19 protein-coding genes and 1 pseudogene are annotated in these 21,083 nt (G+C 66.8%); 6 read left to right on the top strand and 14 right to left on the bottom strand.

Annotated elements, in window-relative coordinates:
• Positions 1-22: 22 nt before the first annotated feature.
• The 4 genes from ubiE to DIE17_RS05310 form a co-directional block, all read right to left on the bottom strand.
• The gene (gene ubiE / locus DIE17_RS05325; RefSeq protein ID WP_044846838.1) at positions 23-754 is read right to left on the bottom strand and encodes a bifunctional demethylmenaquinone methyltransferase/2-methoxy-6-polyprenyl-1,4-benzoquinol methylase UbiE; all 732 of its coding nucleotides are present in this window, start codon (positions 752-754) and stop codon (positions 23-25) included.
• 52 nt (positions 755-806) lie between these two features.
• Complete coding sequence (locus DIE17_RS05320) at positions 807-1,220, bottom strand: gamma-butyrobetaine hydroxylase-like domain-containing protein (protein ID WP_124488601.1); 414 nt, start codon at positions 1,218-1,220, stop codon at positions 807-809.
• Complete coding sequence (locus tag DIE17_RS05315) at positions 1,217-1,660, bottom strand: HIT family protein (protein WP_044846840.1); 444 nt, start codon at positions 1,658-1,660, stop codon at positions 1,217-1,219. The genes DIE17_RS05320 and DIE17_RS05315 overlap by 4 nt, the downstream gene beginning before the upstream one ends.
• A gap of 85 nt (positions 1,661-1,745) precedes the next feature.
• Positions 1,746-5,771 (bottom strand): DUF3683 domain-containing protein, encoded by a 4,026-nt coding sequence (locus DIE17_RS05310; protein ID WP_124521038.1) that lies wholly within the window; start codon positions 5,769-5,771, stop codon positions 1,746-1,748.
• Between DIE17_RS05310 and DIE17_RS38390 the strand changes: the two are divergent.
• From DIE17_RS38390 to queF, 3 genes and pseudogenes are all read left to right on the top strand, one after another.
• A pseudogene (locus DIE17_RS38390) lies at positions 5,757-6,206 on the top strand (hypothetical protein). The gene DIE17_RS05310 and the pseudogene DIE17_RS38390 overlap by 15 nt on opposite strands.
• 140 nt (positions 6,207-6,346) lie before the next feature.
• Complete coding sequence (ilvA, locus tag DIE17_RS05300) at positions 6,347-7,870, top strand: threonine ammonia-lyase, biosynthetic (protein WP_044848605.1); 1,524 nt, start codon at positions 6,347-6,349, stop codon at positions 7,868-7,870.
• Between the two features lie 12 nt (positions 7,871-7,882).
• A complete protein-coding gene (queF, locus tag DIE17_RS05295) occupies positions 7,883-8,713 on the top strand; it encodes an NADPH-dependent 7-cyano-7-deazaguanine reductase QueF (protein WP_044848604.1) in 831 nt (276 codons plus the stop codon).
• A 331-nt stretch (positions 8,714-9,044) separates the two neighbouring features.
• Here queF and DIE17_RS05290 read toward each other — a convergent pair whose 3' ends face one another.
• The 5 genes from DIE17_RS05290 to DIE17_RS05270 form a co-directional block, all read right to left on the bottom strand.
• Positions 9,045-9,398, bottom strand: coding sequence for a DUF1493 family protein (locus DIE17_RS05290; protein WP_124488599.1), 354 nt, complete (start codon positions 9,396-9,398; stop codon positions 9,045-9,047).
• The gene (locus DIE17_RS05285; RefSeq protein WP_124521037.1) at positions 9,398-9,832 is read right to left on the bottom strand and encodes an STM2901 family protein; all 435 of its coding nucleotides are present in this window, start codon (positions 9,830-9,832) and stop codon (positions 9,398-9,400) included. The genes DIE17_RS05290 and DIE17_RS05285 overlap by 1 nt, the downstream gene beginning before the upstream one ends.
• Positions 9,833-10,185: 353 nt before the next feature.
• Positions 10,186-10,572, bottom strand: a complete 387-nt coding sequence (locus tag DIE17_RS05280) for a RidA family protein (protein ID WP_006477830.1) — start codon at positions 10,570-10,572, stop codon at positions 10,186-10,188.
• A 123-nt stretch (positions 10,573-10,695) separates the two neighbouring features.
• A complete protein-coding gene (locus DIE17_RS05275; protein ID WP_124521035.1) occupies positions 10,696-12,177 on the bottom strand; it encodes an amidohydrolase family protein in 1,482 nt (493 codons plus the stop codon).
• Between the two features lie 2 nt (positions 12,178-12,179).
• A complete protein-coding gene (locus DIE17_RS05270; protein ID WP_124521034.1) occupies positions 12,180-13,109 on the bottom strand; it encodes a MurR/RpiR family transcriptional regulator in 930 nt (309 codons plus the stop codon).
• Between the two features lie 119 nt (positions 13,110-13,228).
• Between DIE17_RS05270 and DIE17_RS05265 the strand changes: the two genes are divergently transcribed.
• Together DIE17_RS05265 and DIE17_RS05260 are read left to right on the top strand one after the other, a co-directional pair.
• Positions 13,229-14,509 (top strand): amino acid deaminase, encoded by a 1,281-nt coding sequence (locus DIE17_RS05265; RefSeq protein WP_124521032.1) that lies wholly within the window; start codon positions 13,229-13,231, stop codon positions 14,507-14,509.
• Positions 14,510-14,687: 178 nt separating this feature from the next.
• Positions 14,688-15,269, top strand: a complete 582-nt coding sequence (locus tag DIE17_RS05260; RefSeq protein ID WP_044848600.1) for a DJ-1/PfpI family protein — start codon at positions 14,688-14,690, stop codon at positions 15,267-15,269.
• A 120-nt stretch (positions 15,270-15,389) separates the two neighbouring features.
• Here DIE17_RS05260 and DIE17_RS05255 read toward each other — a convergent pair whose 3' ends face one another.
• The gene (locus tag DIE17_RS05255; RefSeq protein ID WP_124521030.1) at positions 15,390-15,836 is read right to left on the bottom strand and encodes a MarR family winged helix-turn-helix transcriptional regulator; all 447 of its coding nucleotides are present in this window, start codon (positions 15,834-15,836) and stop codon (positions 15,390-15,392) included.
• A gap of 34 nt (positions 15,837-15,870) precedes the next feature.
• Positions 15,871-17,466 carry an MDR family MFS transporter gene (locus DIE17_RS05250; protein WP_124521029.1) on the bottom strand — a complete coding sequence of 532 codons (1,596 nt, stop codon included), beginning with the start codon at positions 17,464-17,466 and terminating at the stop codon, positions 15,871-15,873.
• Positions 17,467-17,576: 110 nt separating this feature from the next.
• Between DIE17_RS05250 and DIE17_RS05245 the strand changes: the two genes are divergently transcribed.
• The gene (locus DIE17_RS05245; RefSeq protein ID WP_044848597.1) at positions 17,577-18,419 is read left to right on the top strand and encodes an EcsC family protein; all 843 of its coding nucleotides are present in this window, start codon (positions 17,577-17,579) and stop codon (positions 18,417-18,419) included.
• Here the strand turns inward: DIE17_RS05245 and DIE17_RS05240 are convergent.
• The 3 genes from DIE17_RS05240 to DIE17_RS05230 form a co-directional block, all read right to left on the bottom strand.
• Positions 18,389-19,351, bottom strand: a complete 963-nt coding sequence (locus tag DIE17_RS05240; protein WP_124521028.1) for an alpha/beta hydrolase — start codon at positions 19,349-19,351, stop codon at positions 18,389-18,391. The two genes, DIE17_RS05245 and DIE17_RS05240, sit on opposite strands and share 31 nt — an antisense overlap.
• Before the next feature lie 130 nt (positions 19,352-19,481).
• Entirely contained in the window at positions 19,482-19,916 is a 435-nt protein-coding gene (locus DIE17_RS05235) for a CHRD domain-containing protein (protein ID WP_124521027.1), read from the bottom strand.
• Positions 19,917-20,277: 361 nt separating this feature from the next.
• Entirely contained in the window at positions 20,278-21,051 is a 774-nt protein-coding gene (locus tag DIE17_RS05230) for a class II aldolase/adducin family protein (protein ID WP_124521025.1), read from the bottom strand.
• Between the last annotated feature and the right edge of the window lie 32 nt (positions 21,052-21,083).

Here is a 21,083-nt window from a genome sequence, read left to right as displayed (position 1 = left end):
GCGAATGTATGGGAAGAACCCCTTAGTACTTGGTTCCTAGGTGTAAAGCTACCACGCCACCTGACAAATTGTAATATTTGACGGCGTCGAGGCCCGCTTGTTCCATCATCGTCTTCAGCGTGTCCTGATCGGGGTGCATCCGGATAGATTCAGCAAGATACCGATAACTTTCAGCATCTTTCGCGAACTTGTCGCCAAGCCACGGTAATACTTTGAAAGAATACAGATCGTACGCTTTTTTCAGCGGATCCCAGACTTTCGAGAATTCCAGCACCATCACGCGGCCGCCCGGCTTCGCGACGCGGCGCATCTCGGCCAGCGCCGCATCCTTGTGCGTCATGTTGCGCAGCCCGAACGCGACCGTGACCACATCGAAGTAGTTGTCCGGAAAGGGGATTTTCTCGGCGTCGCACAGCAGCGACGGCGTCACGATGCCCTTGTCGAGCAGCCGGTCGCGGCCCACGCGCAGCATCGATTCGTTGATGTCGGTGTGCCAGACCTCGCCGGTCGGCCCGGCCGCCTTCGCGAACGCCTTGGTCAGGTCGCCGGTGCCGGCCGCGATATCGAGCACCTTGAAGCCGGGGCGCACGTTCGCCTGCGCGATCGTGAACGCCTTCCACGCGCGGTGCATGCCGGCCGACATCAGGTCGTTCATCAGATCGTAGTTGCTCGCGACCGAATGGAACACGCCCGCCACTTTCTTCGCTTTTTCGGTTTCCTCGACGCTTTCGAAGCCGAAGTGGGTTTTGCTCATCGCGTTGATCCTCAGTAAATGGCAAGACGGCGCCGAGCGGGCGCCGTCGATTTCAGTGGCAGTGGCCGTGCGGCGCGGGGGCCGCCGGCATCGGCGCGTCGCGCTCGACGCCCGCCGCCTGCAGTTTGTCGAAATAGTCGCGCCACAGCGCGTCCTGCTGCGTCGCCAGTTCGTACAGCAGATCCCACGAGTAGATGCCGGTCGAATGACCGTCGGAGAACGTCGGCTGCAGCGCGTAGTTGCCCACGCCCTCGAGCGCGGTGATCGTCACCTCGCGCTTGCCGGTCTGCAGCGTCTCCTGGCCCGGCCCGTGGCCGCGCACCTCGGCCGACGGCGAATAGACGCGCATCAGCTCGAACGGAATCCGGTAATTTTCGCCGTTCGGGTACTGCAATTCGAGCACGCGCGACACCGCGTGCACGACGACGCCGGACGGAATCGGCGTCGTGGAAGTCAAACCGCTCATGGCTGCCTCGAATCGGTCATGCGTTGAATTTCCTCGCGCACCGCATTGTGCAGCAGCGAGGCCTGCGCCGCGCGCGTGCGCAGCAGCGCCTCGGACACGCTGCGCTGGCGCGGCGCCCAGACGGGCTGCGGAAAATGGGCGTCGTTGGAGAAGCGCGGGATCACGTGCCAGTGCACGTGCGGCACCATGTTGCCGAGGCTCGCGAGATTCACCTTGTTCGGCTGCATCACGCGGCGCACGGCGCGCTCCACCGCATACACCACGCGCATCAGATGTGCCCGCTCGGGCTCGCCGAGATCGGAAAACTCGGCCACGTGCGTGCCCCAGATCACCCGGCAGAAGCCAGGGTAATCGTGCTCGCCCGTCGCGAGCACGACGCGCAGCGCATCGTCCTGCCAGAGCACCTCGCCGCCGTCTTCACGGCAAAACACGCATTCCATCGTCGCTCCCATGTGGACGGGCGCCGGCGCATCTGCGCCGGCGCCCGCTCATTCCTGGCCCGCCCGGGCGGTCGTCATGCCCGCATTAGACCAGCACGCGCTCGATCCCGCCATTGTTCGCGTGTGCGACATAGTCGGCCATCCAGTTCTCGCCGAGCACCTGGCGCGCGATCTCGACCACGATGTAGTCGGCCTCGAGGTTCGCATCCTCGTTGTAGCGCGACAGGCCCTGCAGGCACGACGGGCAGCTCGTCAGGATCTTCACGTCCGGGCCGTTCGCGCTCGCGGCGGCCGGCGCCGGCGCGTTGCCGGCCACGACCGGGATGCTGCGCAGCTTCGCGGCGCCCTTGCGGATTTCCTCTTCCTTGCGGAAGCGGACCTGGGTGGAGATGTCCGGACGCGTGACCGCCAGCGTGCCCGATTCACCGCAGCAGCGCTCGTTCTTCTCGATCTTGTAGCCGTCCTTCTCCGCGCCCATCAGCTCGTTGACGAGCTTCACCGGGTCCATCGTCTTGATCGGCGTGTGGCACGGGTCGTGATACATGTAGCGCGTGCCCGTCACGCCGTCGAGCTTCATCCCCTTCTCGAGCAGGAACTCGTGGATGTCGATGATCCGGCAGCCCGGGAAGATCTTGTCGAATTCGTAGCCTGCGAGCTGGTCGTAGCAGGTGCCGCACGACACGACCACCGTCTTGATGTCGAGGTAGTTCAGCGTGTTCGCGACCCGGTGGAACAGCACGCGGTTGTCGGTGACGATCTTCTCGGCCTTGTCGTACTGGCCCGAGCCGCGCTGCGGATAACCGCAGCACAGGTAGCCCGGCGGCAGCACGGTCTGCACGCCCGCTTCCCACAGCATCGCCTGCGTCGCGAGGCCGACCTGCGAGAACAGGCGCTCGGAGCCGCAGCCCGGGAAGTAGAACACCGCTTCCGAATCGACGGTCGTCGACTTCGGGTTGCGGATGATCGGCACGATCTTGTTGTCCTCGATGTCGAGCAGCGCGCGCGCCGTCTTCTTCGGCAGGTTGCCCGGCATCTTCTTGTTGACGAAGTGGATCACCTGCTCGACCACGGGCGGCTTGCCGACCGTCGCCGGCGGGTGCTGCGTCTGCTTCGTCACGACCTTCTTCAGCATGTCGTTCGCGAAGCGCTGCACCTTGTAGCCGACGCCCATCATCACGCCGCGCGCGGCGTTGATCGTCTGCGGATTGGTCGCGTTCAGGAAGAACATGCCCGCCGCATTGCCGGCGTTGAACTTCTTCTTGCCCATCTTGCGCAACAGGTTGCGCATGTTCATCGTGACGTCGCCGAAGTCGATCTTCACCGGGCACGGCGTCGCGCACTTGTGGCACACCGTGCAGTGGTCGGCCACGTCGTTGAACTCGTCCCAGTGCTTGATCGACACGCCGCGGCGCGTCTGCTCCTCGTACAGGAACGCCTCGACCAGCAGCGAGGTCGCGAGGATCTTGTTGCGCGGGCTGTACAGCAGGTTCGCGCGCGGCACGTGGGTCGCGCACACCGGCTTGCACTTGCCGCAGCGCAGGCAGTCCTTCACCGAATCGGCGATCGCGCCGATGTCGGACTGCTGCATGATCAGCGACTCGTAGCCCATCAGCCCGAAGCTGGGCGTGTACGCGTTGCGCAGGTCGGCGCCGTCGAGCAGCTTGCCCTTGTTGAAGCGGCCGTTCGGGTCGACGCGCTGCTTGTACGCGCGGAATTCGGCGATCTCGTCGTCGGTCAGGAACTCGAGCTTCGTGATGCCGATCCCGTGTTCGCCGGAGATCACGCCGTCGAGCGAACGTGCGAGCGTCATGATGCGTGCGACCGCCGCGTGCGCGTCCTGCAGCATCTCGTAGTTGTCGGAGTTGACCGGGATATTGGTGTGGACGTTGCCGTCGCCCGCGTGCATGTGCAGCGCGACGAACACGCGACCGCGCAGCACCTGCTTGTGGATCGCCTGCGCTTCGTCGAGGATCTGCTTGAACGCGCCGCCGTTGAAGATCGCGCGCAGTTCCGCGCGAATCTCCTGCTTCCACGAGATGCGGACCGTGCGGTCCTGCGTGACGTGGAACACGGTCGCGCCCGGCTGCTCGTCCGCGCGATCGGCAAACTTCTCGGCAAGCGCCTCGTAGCCGAGCTGCACCAGGTAGTGCTGCGCCTCGCGCAACGGCTGGTCGAGCCGGTCGCGCACGAATTCCCAGCGCGCACGCACGCGCTTGAGCAACTCCAGCGCCTGCTGCACGCGATCCTCGAGCAGTTCGGCGCTCGGGATCTCGTTCGCGTCGTCGGTCTTGCCGAGCGGCAGGTTGCCGGCGCGGAAGAACGCTTCGAGCGCATCGACCAGCTGCAGCTTGTTCTTCAGCGACAGCTCGATGTTGATCCGCTCGATGCCGTCGGTGTACTCACCCATCCGGTTCAGCGGAATCACGACGTCTTCGTTGATCTTGAACGCGTTGGTGTGCTTCGCGATCGCGGCCGTGCGGCTGCGGTCGAGCCAGAAGCGCTTGCGCGCCTCCGCGCTGATCGCGACGAAGCCTTCGCCGCTCTTGCCGTTCGCCATCCGGATCACTTCGGACGTCGCGTGCGCGACCGCGTCGGCGTCATCGCCGACGATGTCGCCGATCAGCACCATCTTGGGGAATGCGTTGCGCTTGCTCTTGGTCGCATAGCCGACCGCGCGCAGGTAGCGCTCGTCGAGGTGCTCGAGGCCCGCGAGGATCGCGCCGCCCTGCTTCGACGTCTCGAACAGGTAGTCCTTGATCTCGACGATGCTCGGGATCGCCTCGCGCGCCTGGCCGAAGAATTCGAGACAGACGGTGCGCGTGTGCGCGGGCATCTTGTGCAGCACCCAGCGCGCGGACGTGATCAGCCCGTCGCAGCCTTCCTTCTGCACGCCCGGCAGGCCGGCGAGGAACTTGTCGGTCACGTCCTTGCCGAGGCCTTCCTTGCGGAACCGGCGGCCTTCGATCTCGAGCATCTCGGTCTTCAGCAGTTTCTCGCCCGGCGCATACGCGCCGTCGAACCACTTCAGCTCGAACCGCGCGACCGCGATGTCGTGGATCTTGCCCTGGTTGTGCTCGTGGCGCGTGACTTCGAGCCAGTTGCCGTCCGGGTCGACCATCCGCCACCAGGCCAGGTTGTCGAGCGCGGTGCCCCACAGCACGGCCTTCTTGCCGCCGGCGTTCATCGCGACGTTGCCGCCGATGCACGATGCGTCGAGCGAGGTCGGGTCGACCGCGAACACGTAGCCGGCCGCCTCCGCCGCTTCCGTCACGCGGCGCGTGACGACGCCCGCGCCGGAGAAGATCGTCGGCACCTTGTGCGCGACGCCCGGCAGTTCGGTGAGTTCGACCGCGCCGAGCTGTTCGAGCTTCTCGGTGTTGATTACCGCGGAGAACGGCGTGAGCGGCACCGCGCCGCCCGTGTAGCCGGTGCCGCCGCCACGCGGGATCACGGTCAGGCCAAGCTCGAAGCAGGCCTTGATCAGGCCCGCGATCTCGGCTTCGGTATCGGGGGTCAGCACGACGAACGGGTATTCGACGCGCCAGTCGGTCGCGTCGGTCACGTGCGACACGCGCGACAGCCCGTCGAAACGGATGTTGTCCTTCTGCGTGCAGCGGCCGAGCGCCTTGGTCGCGCGGCGGCGCAGGTCGGCCATCTTGTCGAATTCGTCGGCGAACTCGTCGACCGCGCGCTGCGCGGCGGCCTCGAGCATCTCGACGCGCTCGGCGCGTTCACGGCCCGCGTCGTCGTGGTGCGCGCTCAGGTCGGCGCGGCGGCGCTTGCCGATCTCGGTCAGGCGGTGGTTCAGCGCCTCGATCAGCAGCGCGCGGCGCTTCGGGTTGTCGAGCAGGTCGTCCTGCAGGTACGGGTTGCGGCGCACGACCCAGATATCGCCGAGCACCTCATACAGCATCCGTGCCGAGCGGCCCGTGCGGCGTTCGGCGCGCAGTTCGTCGAGCACCGACCACGCCTCCGCGCCGAGCAGGCGGATCACGATCTCGCGGTCGGAGAAGGACGTGTAGTTGTAGGGAATCTCGCGCAGACGGGGCGCGGGGTCGGCGGCGACGGCGGCGGCCGCGCCATGCGGATCGAAAACTTGTGGTGCGTTCATGTTCGGACGACTCGGAGGGCCGATACACCGTGCAGGGGCGTCGGCAAGCGCGTGGGCGCAATCTTGGGGAAATCTGTTCTGTTGCCAGGCGTGCGACTAACTCGCATGGGGCCGGAACGGGACTGAACTCACCGTTCCCGACGGGTGGGGCCTGGCGGCACTCGGAGCCATCAGCACGATCGCGCGCGGCGCGCATGCCGCTCCGCCGCGGGGCTGGCTGCGCGCGGCGTCGGCTTCAACGGGGCGATCCGAGGGTGCCTCTGCATCTTCCGATCCTTGATTCAAAACGGAATTCTAACCCATGATCGGGCCACGCGTGACACGCCGGACAGGTCGTGGGGCTATCGCCGCAAGCCGCGCCGGGCTTGGCTCGGCACGTTTTCGCGCCGGAATTCGCCGTCCGTCCGGTCGGTAACCATGCGGTTAAACCGGTAAAAGGGGACGCCTCATGCGGCCAACACGCCCGCCGGCGCGGTTCCGCGACCGTGCGCCCGGCATGCCGCTTGCGTGCGGACCGACCCTTGGCGCTATCATTGATCTTTTACCGTCTGCTTCCGCACTGCACGCGAGCGCCCATGGCATCCCACGATTACCTGAAGAAAATCCTCACCGCGCGCGTCTACGACGTCGCGCTCGAGACGGAACTCGAACCCGCCCGCAACCTGTCGGCCCGGCTGCACAACCCTGTTTACCTGAAGCGCGAGGACAACCAGCCGGTGTTCTCGTTCAAGCTGCGCGGCGCGTACAACAAGATGGCGCACATTCCGGCCGACGCGCTCGCGCGCGGCGTGATCACGGCATCGGCCGGCAATCATGCGCAGGGCGTCGCGTTCTCGGCGGCCCGGATGGGCGTGAAGGCCGTGATCGTCGTGCCGGTCACGACGCCGCAGGTGAAAGTCGATGCGGTACGCGCGCACGGCGGCCCGAGCGTCGAGGTGATCCAGGCGGGCGAGTCGTACAGCGATGCATACGCGCACGCGGTCAAGGTGCAGGCGGAGCGCGACCTCACGTTCGTCCACCCGTTCGACGATCCGTACGTGATCGCCGGCCAGGGCACGATCGCGATGGAAATCCTGCGTCAGCACCAGGGTCCGATTCACGCGATCTTCGTGCCGATCGGCGGCGGCGGGCTCGCGTCCGGCGTGGCGGCCTACGTCAAGGCGGTGCGGCCGGAGATCAAGGTGTTCGGCGTGCAGGCCGAGGATTCGTGCGCGATGGCGCAGTCGCTGCAGAAGGGCGAGCGCGTCGAACTGAGCGAGGTCGGCCTGTTCGCGGACGGCACGGCGGTAAAGCTCGTCGGCGAGGAAACCTTCCGGCTGTGCCGCGAATTCCTCGACGGCGTGCTGACGGTCGACACCGACGCGCTGTGTGCGGCGATCAAGGACGTGTTCCAGGACACGCGCAGCGTGCTCGAGCCGTCCGGCGCGCTCGCGGTCGCCGGCGCGAAACAGTATGCGGAACGCGAAGGCATCGAGAACCAGACGCTCGTCGCGGTCACGTCCGGCGCGAACATGAACTTCGACCGGATGCGCTTCGTCGCCGAACGCGCGGAAGTGGGCGAGGCGCGCGAAGCCGTGTTCGCCGTCACGATCCCCGAGGAGCGCGGCAGCTTCAAGCGCTTCTGCTCGCTCGTCGGCGATCGCAACGTGACCGAGTTCAATTACCGGATCGCCGATGCGCAGTCCGCGCACATTTTCGTCGGCGTGCAGATCAAGCGGCGCGGCGAGTCGGAGGAGATCGCCGCGAACTTCGAGTCGCACGGCTTCAAGACCGTCGACCTCACGCACGACGAGCTGTCGAAGGAGCATATCCGCTACATGGTGGGCGGCCGCTCGCCGCTCGCGCTCGAAGAGCGCCTGTTCCGCTTCGAATTCCCGGAACGGCCGGGCGCGCTGATGAAGTTCCTGTCGTCGATGGCGCCGGACTGGAACATCAGCCTGTTCCACTACCGCAACCAGGGCGCGGACTACAGCTCGATCCTCGTCGGGCTGCAGGTGCCGCAGGCCGATCGCGCCGAGTTCGAACGCTTCCTCGCGGCGCTCGGCTATCCGTATGTCGAAGAGAGCGCCAATCCCGCGTACCGCCTCTTCCTGTCGTAAAGGCTTCGTGCAATGAATCCCGAACATTCCCCGCTCGGCAAGGCGACCGTCTACGCAGCGCAGTACGACGCGTCGCTGCTGTTCCCGATCCCGCGCGCCGGGGCGCGCGAGCAGCTCGGCATCACGTCGGCGCTGCCGTTCTTCGGCACCGACATCTGGAACGCGTACGAACTGTCGTGGCTCAACGCGCGCGGCAAGCCGCAGCTCGCGGTCGCGACGTTCTACGTGCCGGCCGAATCGCCGAACATCGTCGAATCGAAGTCGTTCAAGCTGTACCTCGGCTCGTTCGCGCAATCGAAGTTCGACTCGCTCGACGCGGTGCGCGACGTGCTGAAGCGCGACGTGTCGGCCGCGTGCGGCGCGAGCGTGTCGGTGCAGCTGGTGTCGCCGCACGATTTCGGCAAGCTCGAGATGGAGGAGCTCGACGGGCTGTCGCTCGATCGGCTCGACCTCGACACCGACGTGTACGAACCCGATCCGTCGCTGCTGTCGGCCGCCGACGCCGAGGACGAAGCGCCGGTCGAGGAAACGCTCGTGTCCGACCTGCTGCGTTCGAACTGCCCGGTCACCGGCCAGCCAGACTGGGGCAGCGTGCAGATTCACTACGTCGGGCCGCAGATCGATCATGCAGGGCTGCTGCGCTACATCATCTCGTTCCGCAATCACACGGGCTTTCACGAGCAGTGCGTCGAGCGGATCTTCCTCGACATCCTGCATGCGTGCAAACCGGTGAAGCTCGCGGTGTATGCGCGCTACACGCGGCGCGGCGGGCTCGACATCAATCCGTTCCGCACGAATTACAACCAGCCGATGCCGGACAACGCGCGGACGGCGCGGCAGTGAATCGGTGAATGAGTGGCGTTGGCGGGCATTCGCGGCCCGCCAACATCGCCTGCTTGCGGGACAAGCACCTCTCTAATTCGGTGCGAACACGTCGGCTCGGCAACCACGCGCCGTTCCTCACGATTTCGACCGCCCCTGGCCCGACAATGGGTACTGCCGCGCGGGGCGCCCCCTTATCGAACAGCGTGCCCGCAAACGCACCGTGACTCAGCAACGGCGCCCACATCAGAATTGCGATCCGAATCACCATTGCACCCTCGCCGCCTCCCACAACACGATCCTGATCCCCGTTCTTTGAAATCCGGTCCGACACGCGTGGAGACCCGGCCTTTCACTGCATTGCGGCCAATCGCGCAGCGTTCCATTTTCTTTCTACGGCTGCACGATGCAGCATCGCGAGCGTAATCGATTCCCGCTTGAAGTCGTGGGGCTTTCGTCGCACCCACCGCTGGAATAGCGAATAGAGCAACCCCTCGCCTTCCATCAAAAAATACCGGTGGAAATCGAAATCGCCGGTGTCGACGGCAAATCGCTCAAAAAAATGCCCCATGAAGTCGTTGGCTTCGTCACCGGTCTGCCCAAGGTCTTCCCAGAGCCGAGTGCCGGCGGAGAGCGGCTTCGATGGACCGAGCCCGACCTCTGACCTGACAAAGGCTTCGATCTCGTCCCAACGCACGTTTTCCATCAGAACACCTTATCCTCAGGTTTGACGAGGCTGTTGTACCTTGAGACCGTGCCATGAACGATCCCGAACACGTCGCGCGCCAGCAGCGCCCAACCCACGCCCGGAACGGCGCGCCCGACGAATACGCTGAGCTTCCGGGTCAGGATGATCCGAAATGACTTGATGCTTTGAAGCGTGACGGTTGGCAAAACCTTCCTGTTCAGCTGGTAGCGAAAAATCGAACGCGCCATCACGGATGCGACGGACGTTCCTTTCGTCGCACCGCCGAATTTTTGCCGCGTCGGCAAAACGGGCCAGCCAGCTAGAATCAGGACCACTGCTTCGACATCGTCGATCCCGATCCGTGCGCACGTCTCTTCCACGGCAACGAAAAAGAAAAGTTCGGCGGGCGTGAGATCCGAATGAACGCCATAGCGGTATGTAGTGCTCGTCATGATTCGATTTCACGAAATCGTTGATTGGAATGACGACCATACCCAGCGATCCACCCAATTTGCTCTATCGAGATTCATCGACGCCGCTGGCGTATTGCGCGTCCATTACCGGAGCCGCCCGCCAGACGCGGCATATCGAGTCACGCTCGAGTCACAAGGATTTCATTCAGAGTGCAAAAATTCGGCGCTACTCAGGTCGCTCATGATTGCGTTCCCCACCGAATTATTGCGCTTGCCAGAAGACAAGTGCTCCCGATACCAACCGCCCGCGACACTTCTATTCCGCCAAAACGCAACGAGGCCGGCGCATGTTACTGCGCCGGCCCTGTGACACGACAATTCGCCCGCCCGCGTTACTTCACCGGCGGCTTGTAAGCGATGCAATCGACCTCGACCTTGCAATCGATGACCATGCTCGACTGCACGCACGCGCGTGCCGGCGGATGCTCGCCGAAGTACGACACGAACACCTTGTTGAACGACGCGAAATCGCGTGCGTCGTCGAGCCACACGCCGCAGCGCACGACGTGCTCGAGGCCGTAGCCGGCTTCCTTCAGGATCGCGATCACGTTCTCGATCGTCTGCTTCGACTGCGTGACGATCCCGCCTTCGACGACCTCGCCGTTCACCATCGGCGTCTGGCCCGACACGTACAGCCAGCCGTCGGCCTCGACCGCGCGTGCAAACGGCATCACCTGCCCGCCGGTACCCTTCGCTTCGCCCACGCCATATCGCTTCATCGTTTCACTCCTGGTTGGTCGACCGGCCTCGGCGCGCAAGCGCCGGCGCCGGTCCCATGCAACACACGGTTGCGGATGCGCGCGCCGGCATGGCGCACGCGGCAAATCGGATCAGAACCGCGTTCAGAACGCGGCGTCGGCACTCGCCGCCACGCGCTCGCCGCGCGCGACGAAACCGCCGGCGCGCTCGCCGGTCGGCTGGCCGTTCTCGTAGGTCAGCACGCCGTTCACCCACACCGCGTCGATCCCGTGCGCGGGCTGTTGCGGCTTCTCGAACGTCGCGGCGTCGATCACGCGCGCCGGATCGAACAGCACGAGATCCGCGTGGTAGCCGACGTGCACTTCGCCGCGCCGCGCGATCCCGTAGCGGCGCGCGGACAGCGACGTCATCTTGCGGATCGCCTCCTCGAGCGGCAGCAGGTTCGTGTCGCGCACGTAATGGCCGAGCACGCGCGGGAACGCGCCCCACAGCCGCGGATGCGGCAGCGGATCGTTCGGCAGGCCATCCGAGCCGACCATCGTCGCCGGATGCGACAGGATGCGGCGCACGTCGTCCTCGGACATGTTGTGGTACACGGCGCCGGCCGGGCGGATCCGCTGCGCGGCCTCCTGCTCGGTCACGCCCCAGTCGGCCGCGATCGCCTTCAGCAGCTTGCCGGCGACTTCCGGATGCGGCTCCGACCACGTGATCGTGATGTCGATGTCGCCCGTCACCTGCTTCAGGTCGAGCGTCGACGAACTGCGGCTGTACGGATAGCAGTCGCAGCCGACCGGCTGGTAGCGGCGCGCGCCTTCGAGCGACGCGAGCACCTCGGTGCTGCGCCCCCAGTTCGACGGGCCTGCGCACTTCAGGTGCGAGATCACGACCGGCACCTGCGCGTGACGGCCGACGCGGTACGCCTCGTCCATCGCGTCGAGGATCGCGTCGAATTCGGTGCGCATGTGCGTCGTGTAGAGCGCGCCCGCGTTCGCGAGCGGCTCGGCGAGCGCCATCACTTCCTCGGCCGGCGCCGCGAACGCGGAGCCGTACGCAAGGCCCGACGACAGACCGAGCGCGCCGTTCGCGAGCGCTTCCTCGAGTTGCGTGCGCATCCCGGCGATCTCGCCGTCGGTCGCCGCGCGGTCGAGGCGGTCCATCTGGTTGTTGCGCAGCGCGGTGTGCCCGACGAGCGCCGCGACGTTCACGGCCGGACGCGCGTCGTTCACCGCCGCGACGTACTCAGCGAAGGTCGGATAGCGGAACGCGTCGCGATCGCCGAGCAGGTTCATCGGGTCGGGCGGATCGCCCGCGAGCGTCACCGGCGACGCGCTGATCCCGCAGTTGCCGACGATCACGGTCGTCACGCCCTGCGAGATCTTCGGCAGCATCTGCGGCGCGCGGATCACGTGCGTGTCGTCGTGCGTGTGGACGTCGACGAAGCCCGGCGCGAGCGCGCGGCCGTTCGCATCGACGACGGTCTCGGCGAGCCAGTTCGACAGGTTGCCGATCGCCGCGATCACGCCGTTGCGGATCGCGACGTCGCGCGTGACGGGCGGTGCGCCCGTGCCGTCGTACAGCTGCGCGCCGACGATCAGCGTATCGGCGGCTTCGGGATGCGAATGCATGGTCAGTCTCCTACCGGTTGACGGTCTCCGCCGCCGCGGTGCGCATCGAGCGCATGCTTGATGCGGCGCAGCGATTCTCGGCCCGCATCGCCGAGCCGCAGCGCGACTCCGGTGACGAGCACGTCGATCGCCATCATCATCGCGTAGCGCGATGTCGAAGGCTTGTAGATGAAATCGGTTTCGAACGCGACGACCGGGATCAGGTGGTCGGCGAGCTTCGCGAGCGGCGAAGCCGGCGCGGTGATCGCGATCAGCTTCGCGCCGTAGCGCTTCGCGAGGCGGCAGCTCTCGAGCAGCTCGGGCACGCGCCCGCTCACCGACAGCGCGACGACCACGGTGTCGCGCGACAGCGTCGCCGATACCATCCGCTGCAGCAGGCTGTCCTGGTAGCTCGCGACCGGCCGCCCGAAGCGCACGAGCCGGAAGCGCAGTTCGTCGGCGAGCGCGGTCGAGCCGCCGCCCTGCCCGTACACGTAGACCATCTTCGCGCCGGCGAGCAGATCGGCCGCGGCATCGAACGACGTGTTGCGCAGCAGCTGGTGGTTGTGCGCGAGCGCGACGCGGATCTCGTCGTAGACGACCGATGCCGGGCTCGCGTCCGCTTCCGCAGGCTCGCCGGACGGCACGAGAAAGCGCTGGCCGACCGCCGCCGCCTGCGCGACGAGCACCTTCAGTTCGCGCACGTCGCGGCAGCCGACGGCCTTCGCGAACCGCGTGACCGTCGCGACGCTGACCTCCGCGTCGCGCGCGAGCGCGCCGATGCTCGCATGCGCGGCGCGCGCGAGATCGGCGAGGATGAATGCCGCGACCTTGCGTTCGGCCTCGCGCAGCTCGGGCGCGCATTCGGCGATCCGCGCGACGATGTCGAGGACCGGCTGGGCAACCGGTTGCTCGGCGGTGAACGGAACGGACGGAGTGGCGGACGAATTCATCTGCTGAAAAGGGTGTGGCGCTTTATGTTACTAAATAACATCACCGCGCCGATGCTACTTTCTGTACCATCTGCATGTCAACTTCAATGCAATGCATAGTGATGATGGAGCGGGATGACATGAAAGTTACAAACTATCAGGAACCGACAATCAATCCGTTGGGCAAGGGCCTCGGCAACCTGCCGAGCGCGAGCGTGCCGCTCGACGACGCAGGCCGCCTCGAGTGGAACCTGCTCGCGGAAGACGTCAGCCTGCCGGCAGCGGTGCTGTACGAGGATCGCATCGAACACAATCTGAACTGGATGCAGGCGTTCGTCCAGCAGTACGGCGCGCAGTTCGCGCCGCACGGCAAGACGACGATGGCGCCGCAACTGTTTCGCCGCCAGCTCGCCGCCGGCGCCTGGGGCATCACGCTCGCGACCGCGCACCAGACGCAGGCCGCGTATCACGGCGGCGTGCGCCGCGTGCTGCTCGCGAACCAGCTGGTCGGCCGCCAGAACATGACGATCATCGCGGGGCTACTGTCCGATCCCGACTTCGAGTTCTTCTGCCTCGTCGATTCGGCCGACAGCGTCGACCAGCTCGGCCGCTTCTTCGGCGAAGCGAAGAAAACGCTGAACGTGCTGATCGAGCTCGGCGTGCCGGGCGGCCGCGCGGGCGTGCGCGACGCCGCGCAGCGCACCGCCGTGCTCGACGCGATCGCGCGCTATCCGGACACGCTGAAGCTGGCCGGCATCGAACTCTACGAAGGCGTGCTGAAGGAGGAAGGCGAGATCCGCGCGTTCCTGCAGGACGCGGTCGCGTTCACGCGCGAGCTGGCCGAAGCCGGCCGCTTCGCGCGCACGCCGGCGATCCTGTCGGGTGCCGGGTCGGCGTGGTACGACGTGGTCGCGGAGGAATTCGCGAAGGCGTCCGATGACGGTTTCGCGGAAGTCGTGCTGCGTCCGGGCTGCTACCTGACGCACGACGTCGGCATCTACAAGAAGGCGCAGACCGACGTGTTCGCGCGCAACCCGATCGCCCGCAGGATGGGCGAAGGGCTGCTGCCGGCGCTGCAGCTGTGGGCGTACGTGCAATCGGTGCCGGAAGCCGACCGCGCGATCATCGCGCTCGGCAAGCGCGACGCGGCGTTCGACGCGGGCCTGCCCGAGCCGGCGCGCCACTTCCGCCCGGGTCGCGACAGCGCGCCGCGCGACGTCGCCGCGAGCGAAGGCTGGGCCGTCACCGGGATGATGGACCAGCACGCGTACCTGCAGATCCCGCCGGGCGCGGACGTGAAGGTCGGCGACATGGTCGCGTTCGATATCTCGCATCCGTGCCTGACGTTCGACAAGTGGCGCCAGCTGCTCGTGCTCGATCCGCAGTTCCGCGTGACTGAAGTCGTCGAAACCTTCTTCTGACGCCTGGCGCGCCATCGCGCCGCCTCGCCGCCCCACCGCCGCGCGGGGCGGCCGTCACGCGCGCTTCAATCTGCCGGAGTACACTGCGCTTTCGTCCTCGGGGCTGCTTCGCCGCCGCAGCGCATGCCTGCCGCGCCCGGCGCGAACGGCCCCTCAACGCTGTTCAATGGAGAAAGCCATGGCCGCGAAGAAGATCCTGTTCCTGACCGGTGATTTCGCCGAAGACTACGAAACGATGGTGCCGTTCCAGGCGCTGCAGGCCGTCGGCCATCACGTCGATGCAGTCTGCCCGGGCAAGCGCGCGGGCGACAAGGTCAAGACCGCGATCCACGATTTCGAGGGCGACCAGACCTACACCGAGAAGCCCGGCCACAACTTCACGCTGAACGCGACGTTCGACGACGTCGATGCGGCGGGCTACGACGCGCTCGCGATCGCGGGCGGCCGCGCGCCGGAATACCTGCGTCTCGATGCGAAGGTGATCGCGCTGGTGCGCGCGTTCGCCGAAGCCGGCAAGCCGATCGCCGCGATCTGCCATGCGGCGCAGCTGCTCGCGGCCGCCGACGTGATCCGCGGCAAGCGCATCTCGGCCTACCCGGCCTGCGCGCCCGAAGTGAAGCTCGCGGGCGGCGAATATGCGGACATCCCGGTCGACGCGGCCGTGACCGACGCGCCGTTCGTCACCGCGCCCGCGTGGCCCGCGCATCCGGCATGGCTCGCGCAGTTCCTCGCGCTGCTCGGCACGCGCATCGAGCTGTGAACGAAGTGGAATGAATTGAAGTGAAATGCCGGCCGGCGGCGGGTTCGTGCAGCCCGCATGCCGCGCCGATCAAGACCGGCCGACGGGGCGCATCCCGTCGCGCCGCTTCCGCCCCGCCCTTCAGTGCGATGCCGGCGTCGAGCCGACATCCGCAATCCGCGACTCCAGCATCGCCAGCGCGCCCGACAAGGCGGTCAGCACGTCGTCCGGCAGTTGCGCCATCGTCTGGTCGAGGAACGCCTTGCGGCGCGGCAGGCACGCGTCGAACGCGGCGCGGCCCTCGGCGGTCAGCGTGACGTTGGTCACGCGGTTGTCGCGCGCATCGGACGCGCGCTCGATCCAGCCGAGCGCGTCGAGCGACTTCAACTGGCGCGTGAGCGCGCCCGGATCGATGCGCAGCACCTCGACGAGCTTCTTCTGCGACGAATGCCCGTCCATCGTGTGCAGCGCGACCATGATGCGCCAGCGCGGCATCGGCTGCCCGACGTGCGTTTCGAACGCGGTCATGAACGCGCGATACGTGCGTCCGAATTGCTGCAAGATCGCGACGCGGTCCTGTTCTTCCATGCGCTGATGCCTACTCGTTCAATCGGTGAATCGTTCAATCGGCCGCGACATGCGGCTCGATCTTGTGCCGCAGCGCGATCGGCGGCACGCGGCGGGACTGCCACACCGACACCACGGCGACGACGGCCGCCATCGCGACCCCCAGGTGAATCGCGCCGACCAGCGATTCGCGGGCCGTTTCCAGCAGCAGCGCGCCATTATGCCCGGCGCGGGTCAGCTCCGCGACCAGACCGCCTTGCGCGGCACGGTCGATCAGGATCTGCGGATCGGCGAGCTGCGCGTGCCACTGCAGCGCGTGCTCGCCCGACAGCGCGTCGCGCACGCCGCTCGAATACATCTGGTTGACCAGCGTGCCCGTGAGCGCGGTGCCGATCATCCCGCCGACCATCCGCAGCGACTGCAGCAGCGCGGTCGCGATGCCGAGGTGCTCGCGGCCGGCCGTCTGCTGCGCGAACACGGTGAGGTTCGGCAGCACGAAGCCGAGGCCGATGCCGCCCGCGACCATCAGCGCCATCAGCATCCAGGTCGGCGTCGTGTGCGTCGACACGACGATGCCCGCGCACGCGATCGCGAACAGCACGAAACCGACGTGCAGCATTGCGTTCGGATTGCGGATGCGCGTGACGACGCGGCCGTTCATGATGCTGCCGATCGTGATGAACACGACGAGCGGCGTGATCACGAGCCCCGCCGCCTTCGGCGACATCCCGAAGCCGCCCTGGAACAGCAGCGGCGCGTAGAACAAGAGCGAGAACATCGAGAAGCCAGCCAGGATCGCGAGCACGAACAGCGCCGACAGCGCGCGGTTGCCGAACATGTCGAACGGCAGAATCGGCTGCGCGCAGCGCTTTTCCCAATGCCACAAGCCGATGCCGGCGCCGACCGCGACGACCAGCAGCAGCGAGGCCCAGCTCATCACGCCGTACTTCGGCAGCCATTCGACGAACAGCTGCAGCGCACCGAGCGAGACCGCGATCAGCAGCGCGCCGGGCCAGTCGAGCCGCATCTTGCGGTCGTGCTCGACGTGCCGCAGGTGCGGCAGGTAGCGCCACACGAAGAACAGCGACAGCAGGCCGACCGGCAGGTTGACGTAGAACACCGAGCGCCAGCCGAACGACTGGGTCAGGATCCCGCCGAGCGACGGCCCGACCGCGTTCGCGATGCCGAACGCGGAGCTCATCAGCACCTGCCAGCGCAACCGCACGACGGAATCGGGGAACAAATCGGGAATGCACGCGAACGCGGTACCGACCAGCATCCCGCCGCCGATCCCCTGCAGGCCGCGGGCGAGCACCAGGAACAACATGTCGTTGGCCATCCCGCACAGCACCGACGCGCCGGTGAACACGACGATCGACGCGATCACGAACCACTTGCGGCCGTAGTAGTCGCCGAGGCGGCCGAAGATCGGCACGGTGATCACGGAACTGAGCAGGTACGAGGTCGCGACCCACGCGTACAGGTCGAAACCCCTCAACTCGGCGACGATGGTCGGCAACGCGGTGCCGACGACCGTCTGGTCGAGCGCGACGAGCATGGTGACGAACGAGATGCCGATCATCGCCAGCAGCGATTCGCGGAACGGCAGGACTTGCCCGCTCGAATGGTGGGCGGCAGTATGGACAGCCATTTTTTGTTGATGCAACTTTTGATGAGTCAAACAATCTCAAAATTCTAGCACGGCGGAGTAATCTAGGCCGGCGAAGGTGGGGGGCCCGTTCCCCACCGCCAAGGAGAAAGATGGAACCGATTTCGATCACGCCTGCCGCGACGCTGTCGCCGGAAGACCAGGATGCGTTGCGACGCGCGAAACAGGTGCTGGAAAGCCCGTCGCTGACGATGAAGCTGACCGGCGTGCTGGGCGCGCCGGTCGAGAAGATGATCGCGCGGCTGCCGGACTTCGCGACCGGCAAGATCAACGACGCGACGCAGCTTGCGCTGCGCAAGTGCCTGAACATCGCGCTGCGCACGCTCGGCAAGCCGCAGACGCCCGATGCCGAGCCGGACAAGCCGAGCAACCTGCTGCACAAGCTCGCGGTCGCGACGACCGGCGCGGCGGGCGGCGCGTTCGGCTTCCTCGCGCTGCCGGTCGAGCTGCCGGTCACGACCACGCTGATCTTCCGCTCGGTATGCGACATCGCGCGCAGCGAGGGCGAGGACCTGGGCTCGGTGGACACGCAGCTGCAGTGCCTGGCCGTGCTCGGCATGGGCGGCAACCCGGACAAGCGGGAAGAGGACGCCGATCTCGGCTATTTCGTGCTGCGCGGCGCGCTCGCGCAGGCGATTTCGAAGGCGTCGTCGGACATCACGACGAAAGGGATCGCCGCGCACAGCTCGGCGGCGGTATTCAAGCTCGTGCAGACGGTGGCATCACGCTTCTCGGTGCAGGTCACCGAGCAGATGGCCGCGAAGTCGATCCCGGCGATCGGCGCGGTGCTCGGCGCGACCGTCAACACGCTGTTCATCGACCACTTCCAGCAGATGGCGCACGGCCATTTCACCGTGCGCCGGCTCGAGCGCAAGTACGGCTCGGTGGCCGTGCAGGCCGCGTATCAGGCGATCGACGGCTCGCCCGCGCGCTGAACCGCCCGCTCGACCGCGACGCGGCGCAGGAACGCGGCCGCCCGGTCGAGCGCGGCGCGCGACTCCGGCACCATCGGCGTGTACAGCTGCCACACGTGCGGCATGTCGGGCCACACCTCGATCTCCACCGGCACGCCGGCCGCTTTCGCGCTGTCGGCGACGCGGCGCGCGTCGTCGAGCAGCACCTCGGTGCTGCCGGCCTGGATGAAGAGCGGCGGCAGCCCGGTGAAGTCCGCATAGAGCGGCGACGCGTACGGATGCGTCGCCGATGCGTCGCCCAGATACAGCTGCGCCGCCTTCGGCAGCGCCGCGGCCTCGAACATCGGGTCGAGGCCGTCGTTGCTGCGCATCGTCGCGCCGGTGCCGGCCAGGTCGGTCCAGGGCGAGAACAGGATCGCGCCGGCCGGCAACGGTTCGCCGCGATCGCGCAGCGCGACGAGCGTCGCGAGCGCGAGGCCGCCGCCCGCGGAATCGCCGCCGAACACGATCGACTCGGGCGGCGTGCCGAGCGCGAGCAATTGCCGGTACGCGGCCAGCGCGTCGTCGAGCGCGGCCGGGAAGCGGCTCTCGGGTGCGAGCCGGTAATCGAGCGAGAACGAGCGCACGCCCGCGCGCTTGGTGAGGCCGAACACGAGCGGCCGATGGGTTTTCGTCGAACAGAAGTAGTAGCCGCCGCCGTGGAAGTACAGCAGCGTGCGGCCGGGCCCGCGCGCGCCGAGCGCATCGGTGCGTTCGAGCCATTCGCCCCGCAGCGGCGCGTCGCCGGGACGGTAACATTCGCGCAGCCGGTAGCCCGACGGCGCGCGACGCGGCACGACCGTTCTGAGGTCGGTGAAGCGCCGCGCGCGGGCGGGATCGAGCACCGGGCGCGTGGTCTCGGGACGAAACTGCCGGCGCAGCAGCCAGCACGCGAACTTGCTTTGCCAACTCATCGAACCTACTCCGTCATCGCAGTGTCACGATGGTACGTGCGATCGTTGCCGCGCCGCTCGACGGGAGCCTCTACATCAAACGCCAGCCTCGGTTTGCCGGCCTCGGTTTGCCGGCCTAGGTTCGCCGGCCTCAGTTCGCCGGCATCACCTGGCCGCGGATCTCGCCGGCCGGATGCTCCTTCGTGTGCACGTTGAAGTACCACTTGCCGCCCATCAGGTCGGTCACCTGCGCGTCGGTGAGCGCCTTCGATCCCTTGATCGGGCTCGCGAGCTCGTCCTTCGGGATCGGCACCTGCACGCCGGCGTTCTGGCCGACCGGCGCGGGCCCGTGGAAGTGCGCGGCGGTCGCCGGCCCCGTGAGGTGTTCGTAAGTCACCGTCCACTGCAGCAGGTGGCTGGCCGTGTCGTAGGTCGCATCGACGGCGCCGGCGCCCTTGGTCGCGGTGGGCGGCACTTCGCTCGACGGCTGCAGGTTGGCGGACAGGCGCACCGTTTCGGCAGCGGCGCTGCCGGCGGCCAGCACGCCCGCGAGCAACGCCACCTGGAGCAAACGCAGCTTCGGCATGAATTCTCCTTGTACGACGTGGTACGCCACCCGGCCGGGGGACGCTCCATGATGGTAGTCGATCGCCGCCGATCCGGCAGCCCGCGCGTCGCGCGCCAGCCTGACGGAACCTGGAAGAGACCTTTGCAGCACGCGCCCTGAATCTGCGCGCGGCCTTTCGCTACACTTCGTCTCACAGTTGCTTGTTTCCTTCGTCCGAAGGAGTCTGCGAGTATTCACGCGGCCATCCGGCCGCGTTTTTTTTTGCGCGTGCCGCACGGCATACGGGCATCGTCCGGCACCTTCCGCTGCGCTCACCATCAAGCGTCGCGAATCGATTTCGCCGCGGCGGTCTAGCCCGGCATCGCGCCGGCACCGCGCCTCACGCGCGATAGCCGGGATCGATGCGATCGACGATGCGCTGCAACGCGTCGAACGCGTCCTGCCCCGCACCGTGCTTCGGATCGAAATTCAGCGAATCGCGCACGCAGCCCTCCAGCACCGGCGGCGCGATCGGCAGTGCATCGCCGATCGCATGGGTCGCGACCTGCACCTCGCACGCGCGATTGAGCAGCCACATCAACGAGAAGGTCTGCGCGAGCGTCGCGCCGATCGTCACGGGCCCGTGGTTGCGCAGCAGCAGCACGGGCCGCCCGCCGGCGCTCTCGACGATGCGCCGCCCTTCCTCGAGATGCACGGTGATGCCCTCGAAATCGTGATACGCGATCTTCCCGTACAGCTGCGCCGAATAGAAGTTCGAGAACGACAGCCCGTCGCGCGAGCAGCACACGGCCATCGTCGGCGTCGTATGCACGTGCATCACGCAGTGCGCGTCGGGCAGCGCCGCATGGATCGCGCTGTGGAAGGTGAAGCCGGCCGGATTGATCGGCCAGTCGGAATGGCCGATCACGTTGCCGTCGAGGTCGATCTTCACGAGGTTCGACGCGCACACCTCGCGGTAATGGAGCCCGAACGGATTGATCAGGAAATGACCGTCCTCGCCCGGCACGCGCAGCGAGATATGGTTGTAGATCAGCTCGGTCCAGCCGAGATGGTCGAAGATCCGGTAGGCGGCCGCGAGCTGCACGCGCGCCTGCCACTCGATTTCGGAAAAACGGGCGGGACGCGTGAACGGCTGGTTGGGTACACGTTGCATGGGGCACTCCGGTTGCGGGCTTGCGCGGCCGC

The sequence above is a fragment of the Burkholderia sp. Bp9099 genome, from assembly GCF_003857805.1.
Taxonomy (GTDB): Bacteria; Pseudomonadota; Gammaproteobacteria; order Burkholderiales; family Burkholderiaceae; genus Burkholderia.
This window is presented reverse-complemented; position numbering and strand designations above follow the sequence as displayed.

Bases quoted from the DNA above. Each gene is read 5' to 3' on its own strand.
- DIE17_RS05315 (WP_044846840.1), bottom strand. From the start codon at position 1,660: ATGGAATGCGTGTTTTGCCGTGAAGACGGCGGCGAGGTGCTCTGGCAG.
- ubiE (WP_044846838.1), bottom strand. From the start codon at position 754: ATGAGCAAAACCCACTTCGGCTTCGAAAGCGTCGAGGAAACCGAAAAA.
- DIE17_RS05245 (WP_044848597.1), top strand. From the start codon at position 17,577: ATGGAACCGATTTCGATCACGCCTGCCGCGACGCTGTCGCCGGAAGAC.
- DIE17_RS05320 (WP_124488601.1), bottom strand. From the start codon at position 1,220: ATGAGCGGTTTGACTTCCACGACGCCGATTCCGTCCGGCGTCGTCGTG.
- DIE17_RS05265 (WP_124521032.1), top strand. From the start codon at position 13,229: ATGAAAGTTACAAACTATCAGGAACCGACAATCAATCCGTTGGGCAAG.
- DIE17_RS05260 (WP_044848600.1), top strand. From the start codon at position 14,688: ATGGCCGCGAAGAAGATCCTGTTCCTGACCGGTGATTTCGCCGAAGAC.
- DIE17_RS05310 (WP_124521038.1), bottom strand. From the start codon at position 5,771: ATGAACGCACCACAAGTTTTCGATCCGCATGGCGCGGCCGCCGCCGTC.
- DIE17_RS05275 (WP_124521035.1), bottom strand. From the start codon at position 12,177: ATGCATTCGCATCCCGAAGCCGCCGATACGCTGATCGTCGGCGCGCAG.
- DIE17_RS05285 (WP_124521037.1), bottom strand. From the start codon at position 9,832: ATGACGAGCACTACATACCGCTATGGCGTTCATTCGGATCTCACGCCC.
- DIE17_RS05240 (WP_124521028.1), bottom strand. From the start codon at position 19,351: ATGAGTTGGCAAAGCAAGTTCGCGTGCTGGCTGCTGCGCCGGCAGTTT.
- ilvA (WP_044848605.1), top strand. From the start codon at position 6,347: ATGGCATCCCACGATTACCTGAAGAAAATCCTCACCGCGCGCGTCTAC.
- queF (WP_044848604.1), top strand. From the start codon at position 7,883: ATGAATCCCGAACATTCCCCGCTCGGCAAGGCGACCGTCTACGCAGCG.
- DIE17_RS05230 (WP_124521025.1), bottom strand. From the start codon at position 21,051: ATGCAACGTGTACCCAACCAGCCGTTCACGCGTCCCGCCCGTTTTTCC.
- DIE17_RS05250 (WP_124521029.1), bottom strand. From the start codon at position 17,466: ATGGCTGTCCATACTGCCGCCCACCATTCGAGCGGGCAAGTCCTGCCG.
- DIE17_RS05255 (WP_124521030.1), bottom strand. From the start codon at position 15,836: ATGGAAGAACAGGACCGCGTCGCGATCTTGCAGCAATTCGGACGCACG.
- DIE17_RS05270 (WP_124521034.1), bottom strand. From the start codon at position 13,109: ATGAATTCGTCCGCCACTCCGTCCGTTCCGTTCACCGCCGAGCAACCG.
- DIE17_RS05290 (WP_124488599.1), bottom strand. From the start codon at position 9,398: ATGGAAAACGTGCGTTGGGACGAGATCGAAGCCTTTGTCAGGTCAGAG.
- DIE17_RS05235 (WP_124521027.1), bottom strand. From the start codon at position 19,916: ATGCCGAAGCTGCGTTTGCTCCAGGTGGCGTTGCTCGCGGGCGTGCTG.
- DIE17_RS05280 (WP_006477830.1), bottom strand. From the start codon at position 10,572: ATGAAGCGATATGGCGTGGGCGAAGCGAAGGGTACCGGCGGGCAGGTG.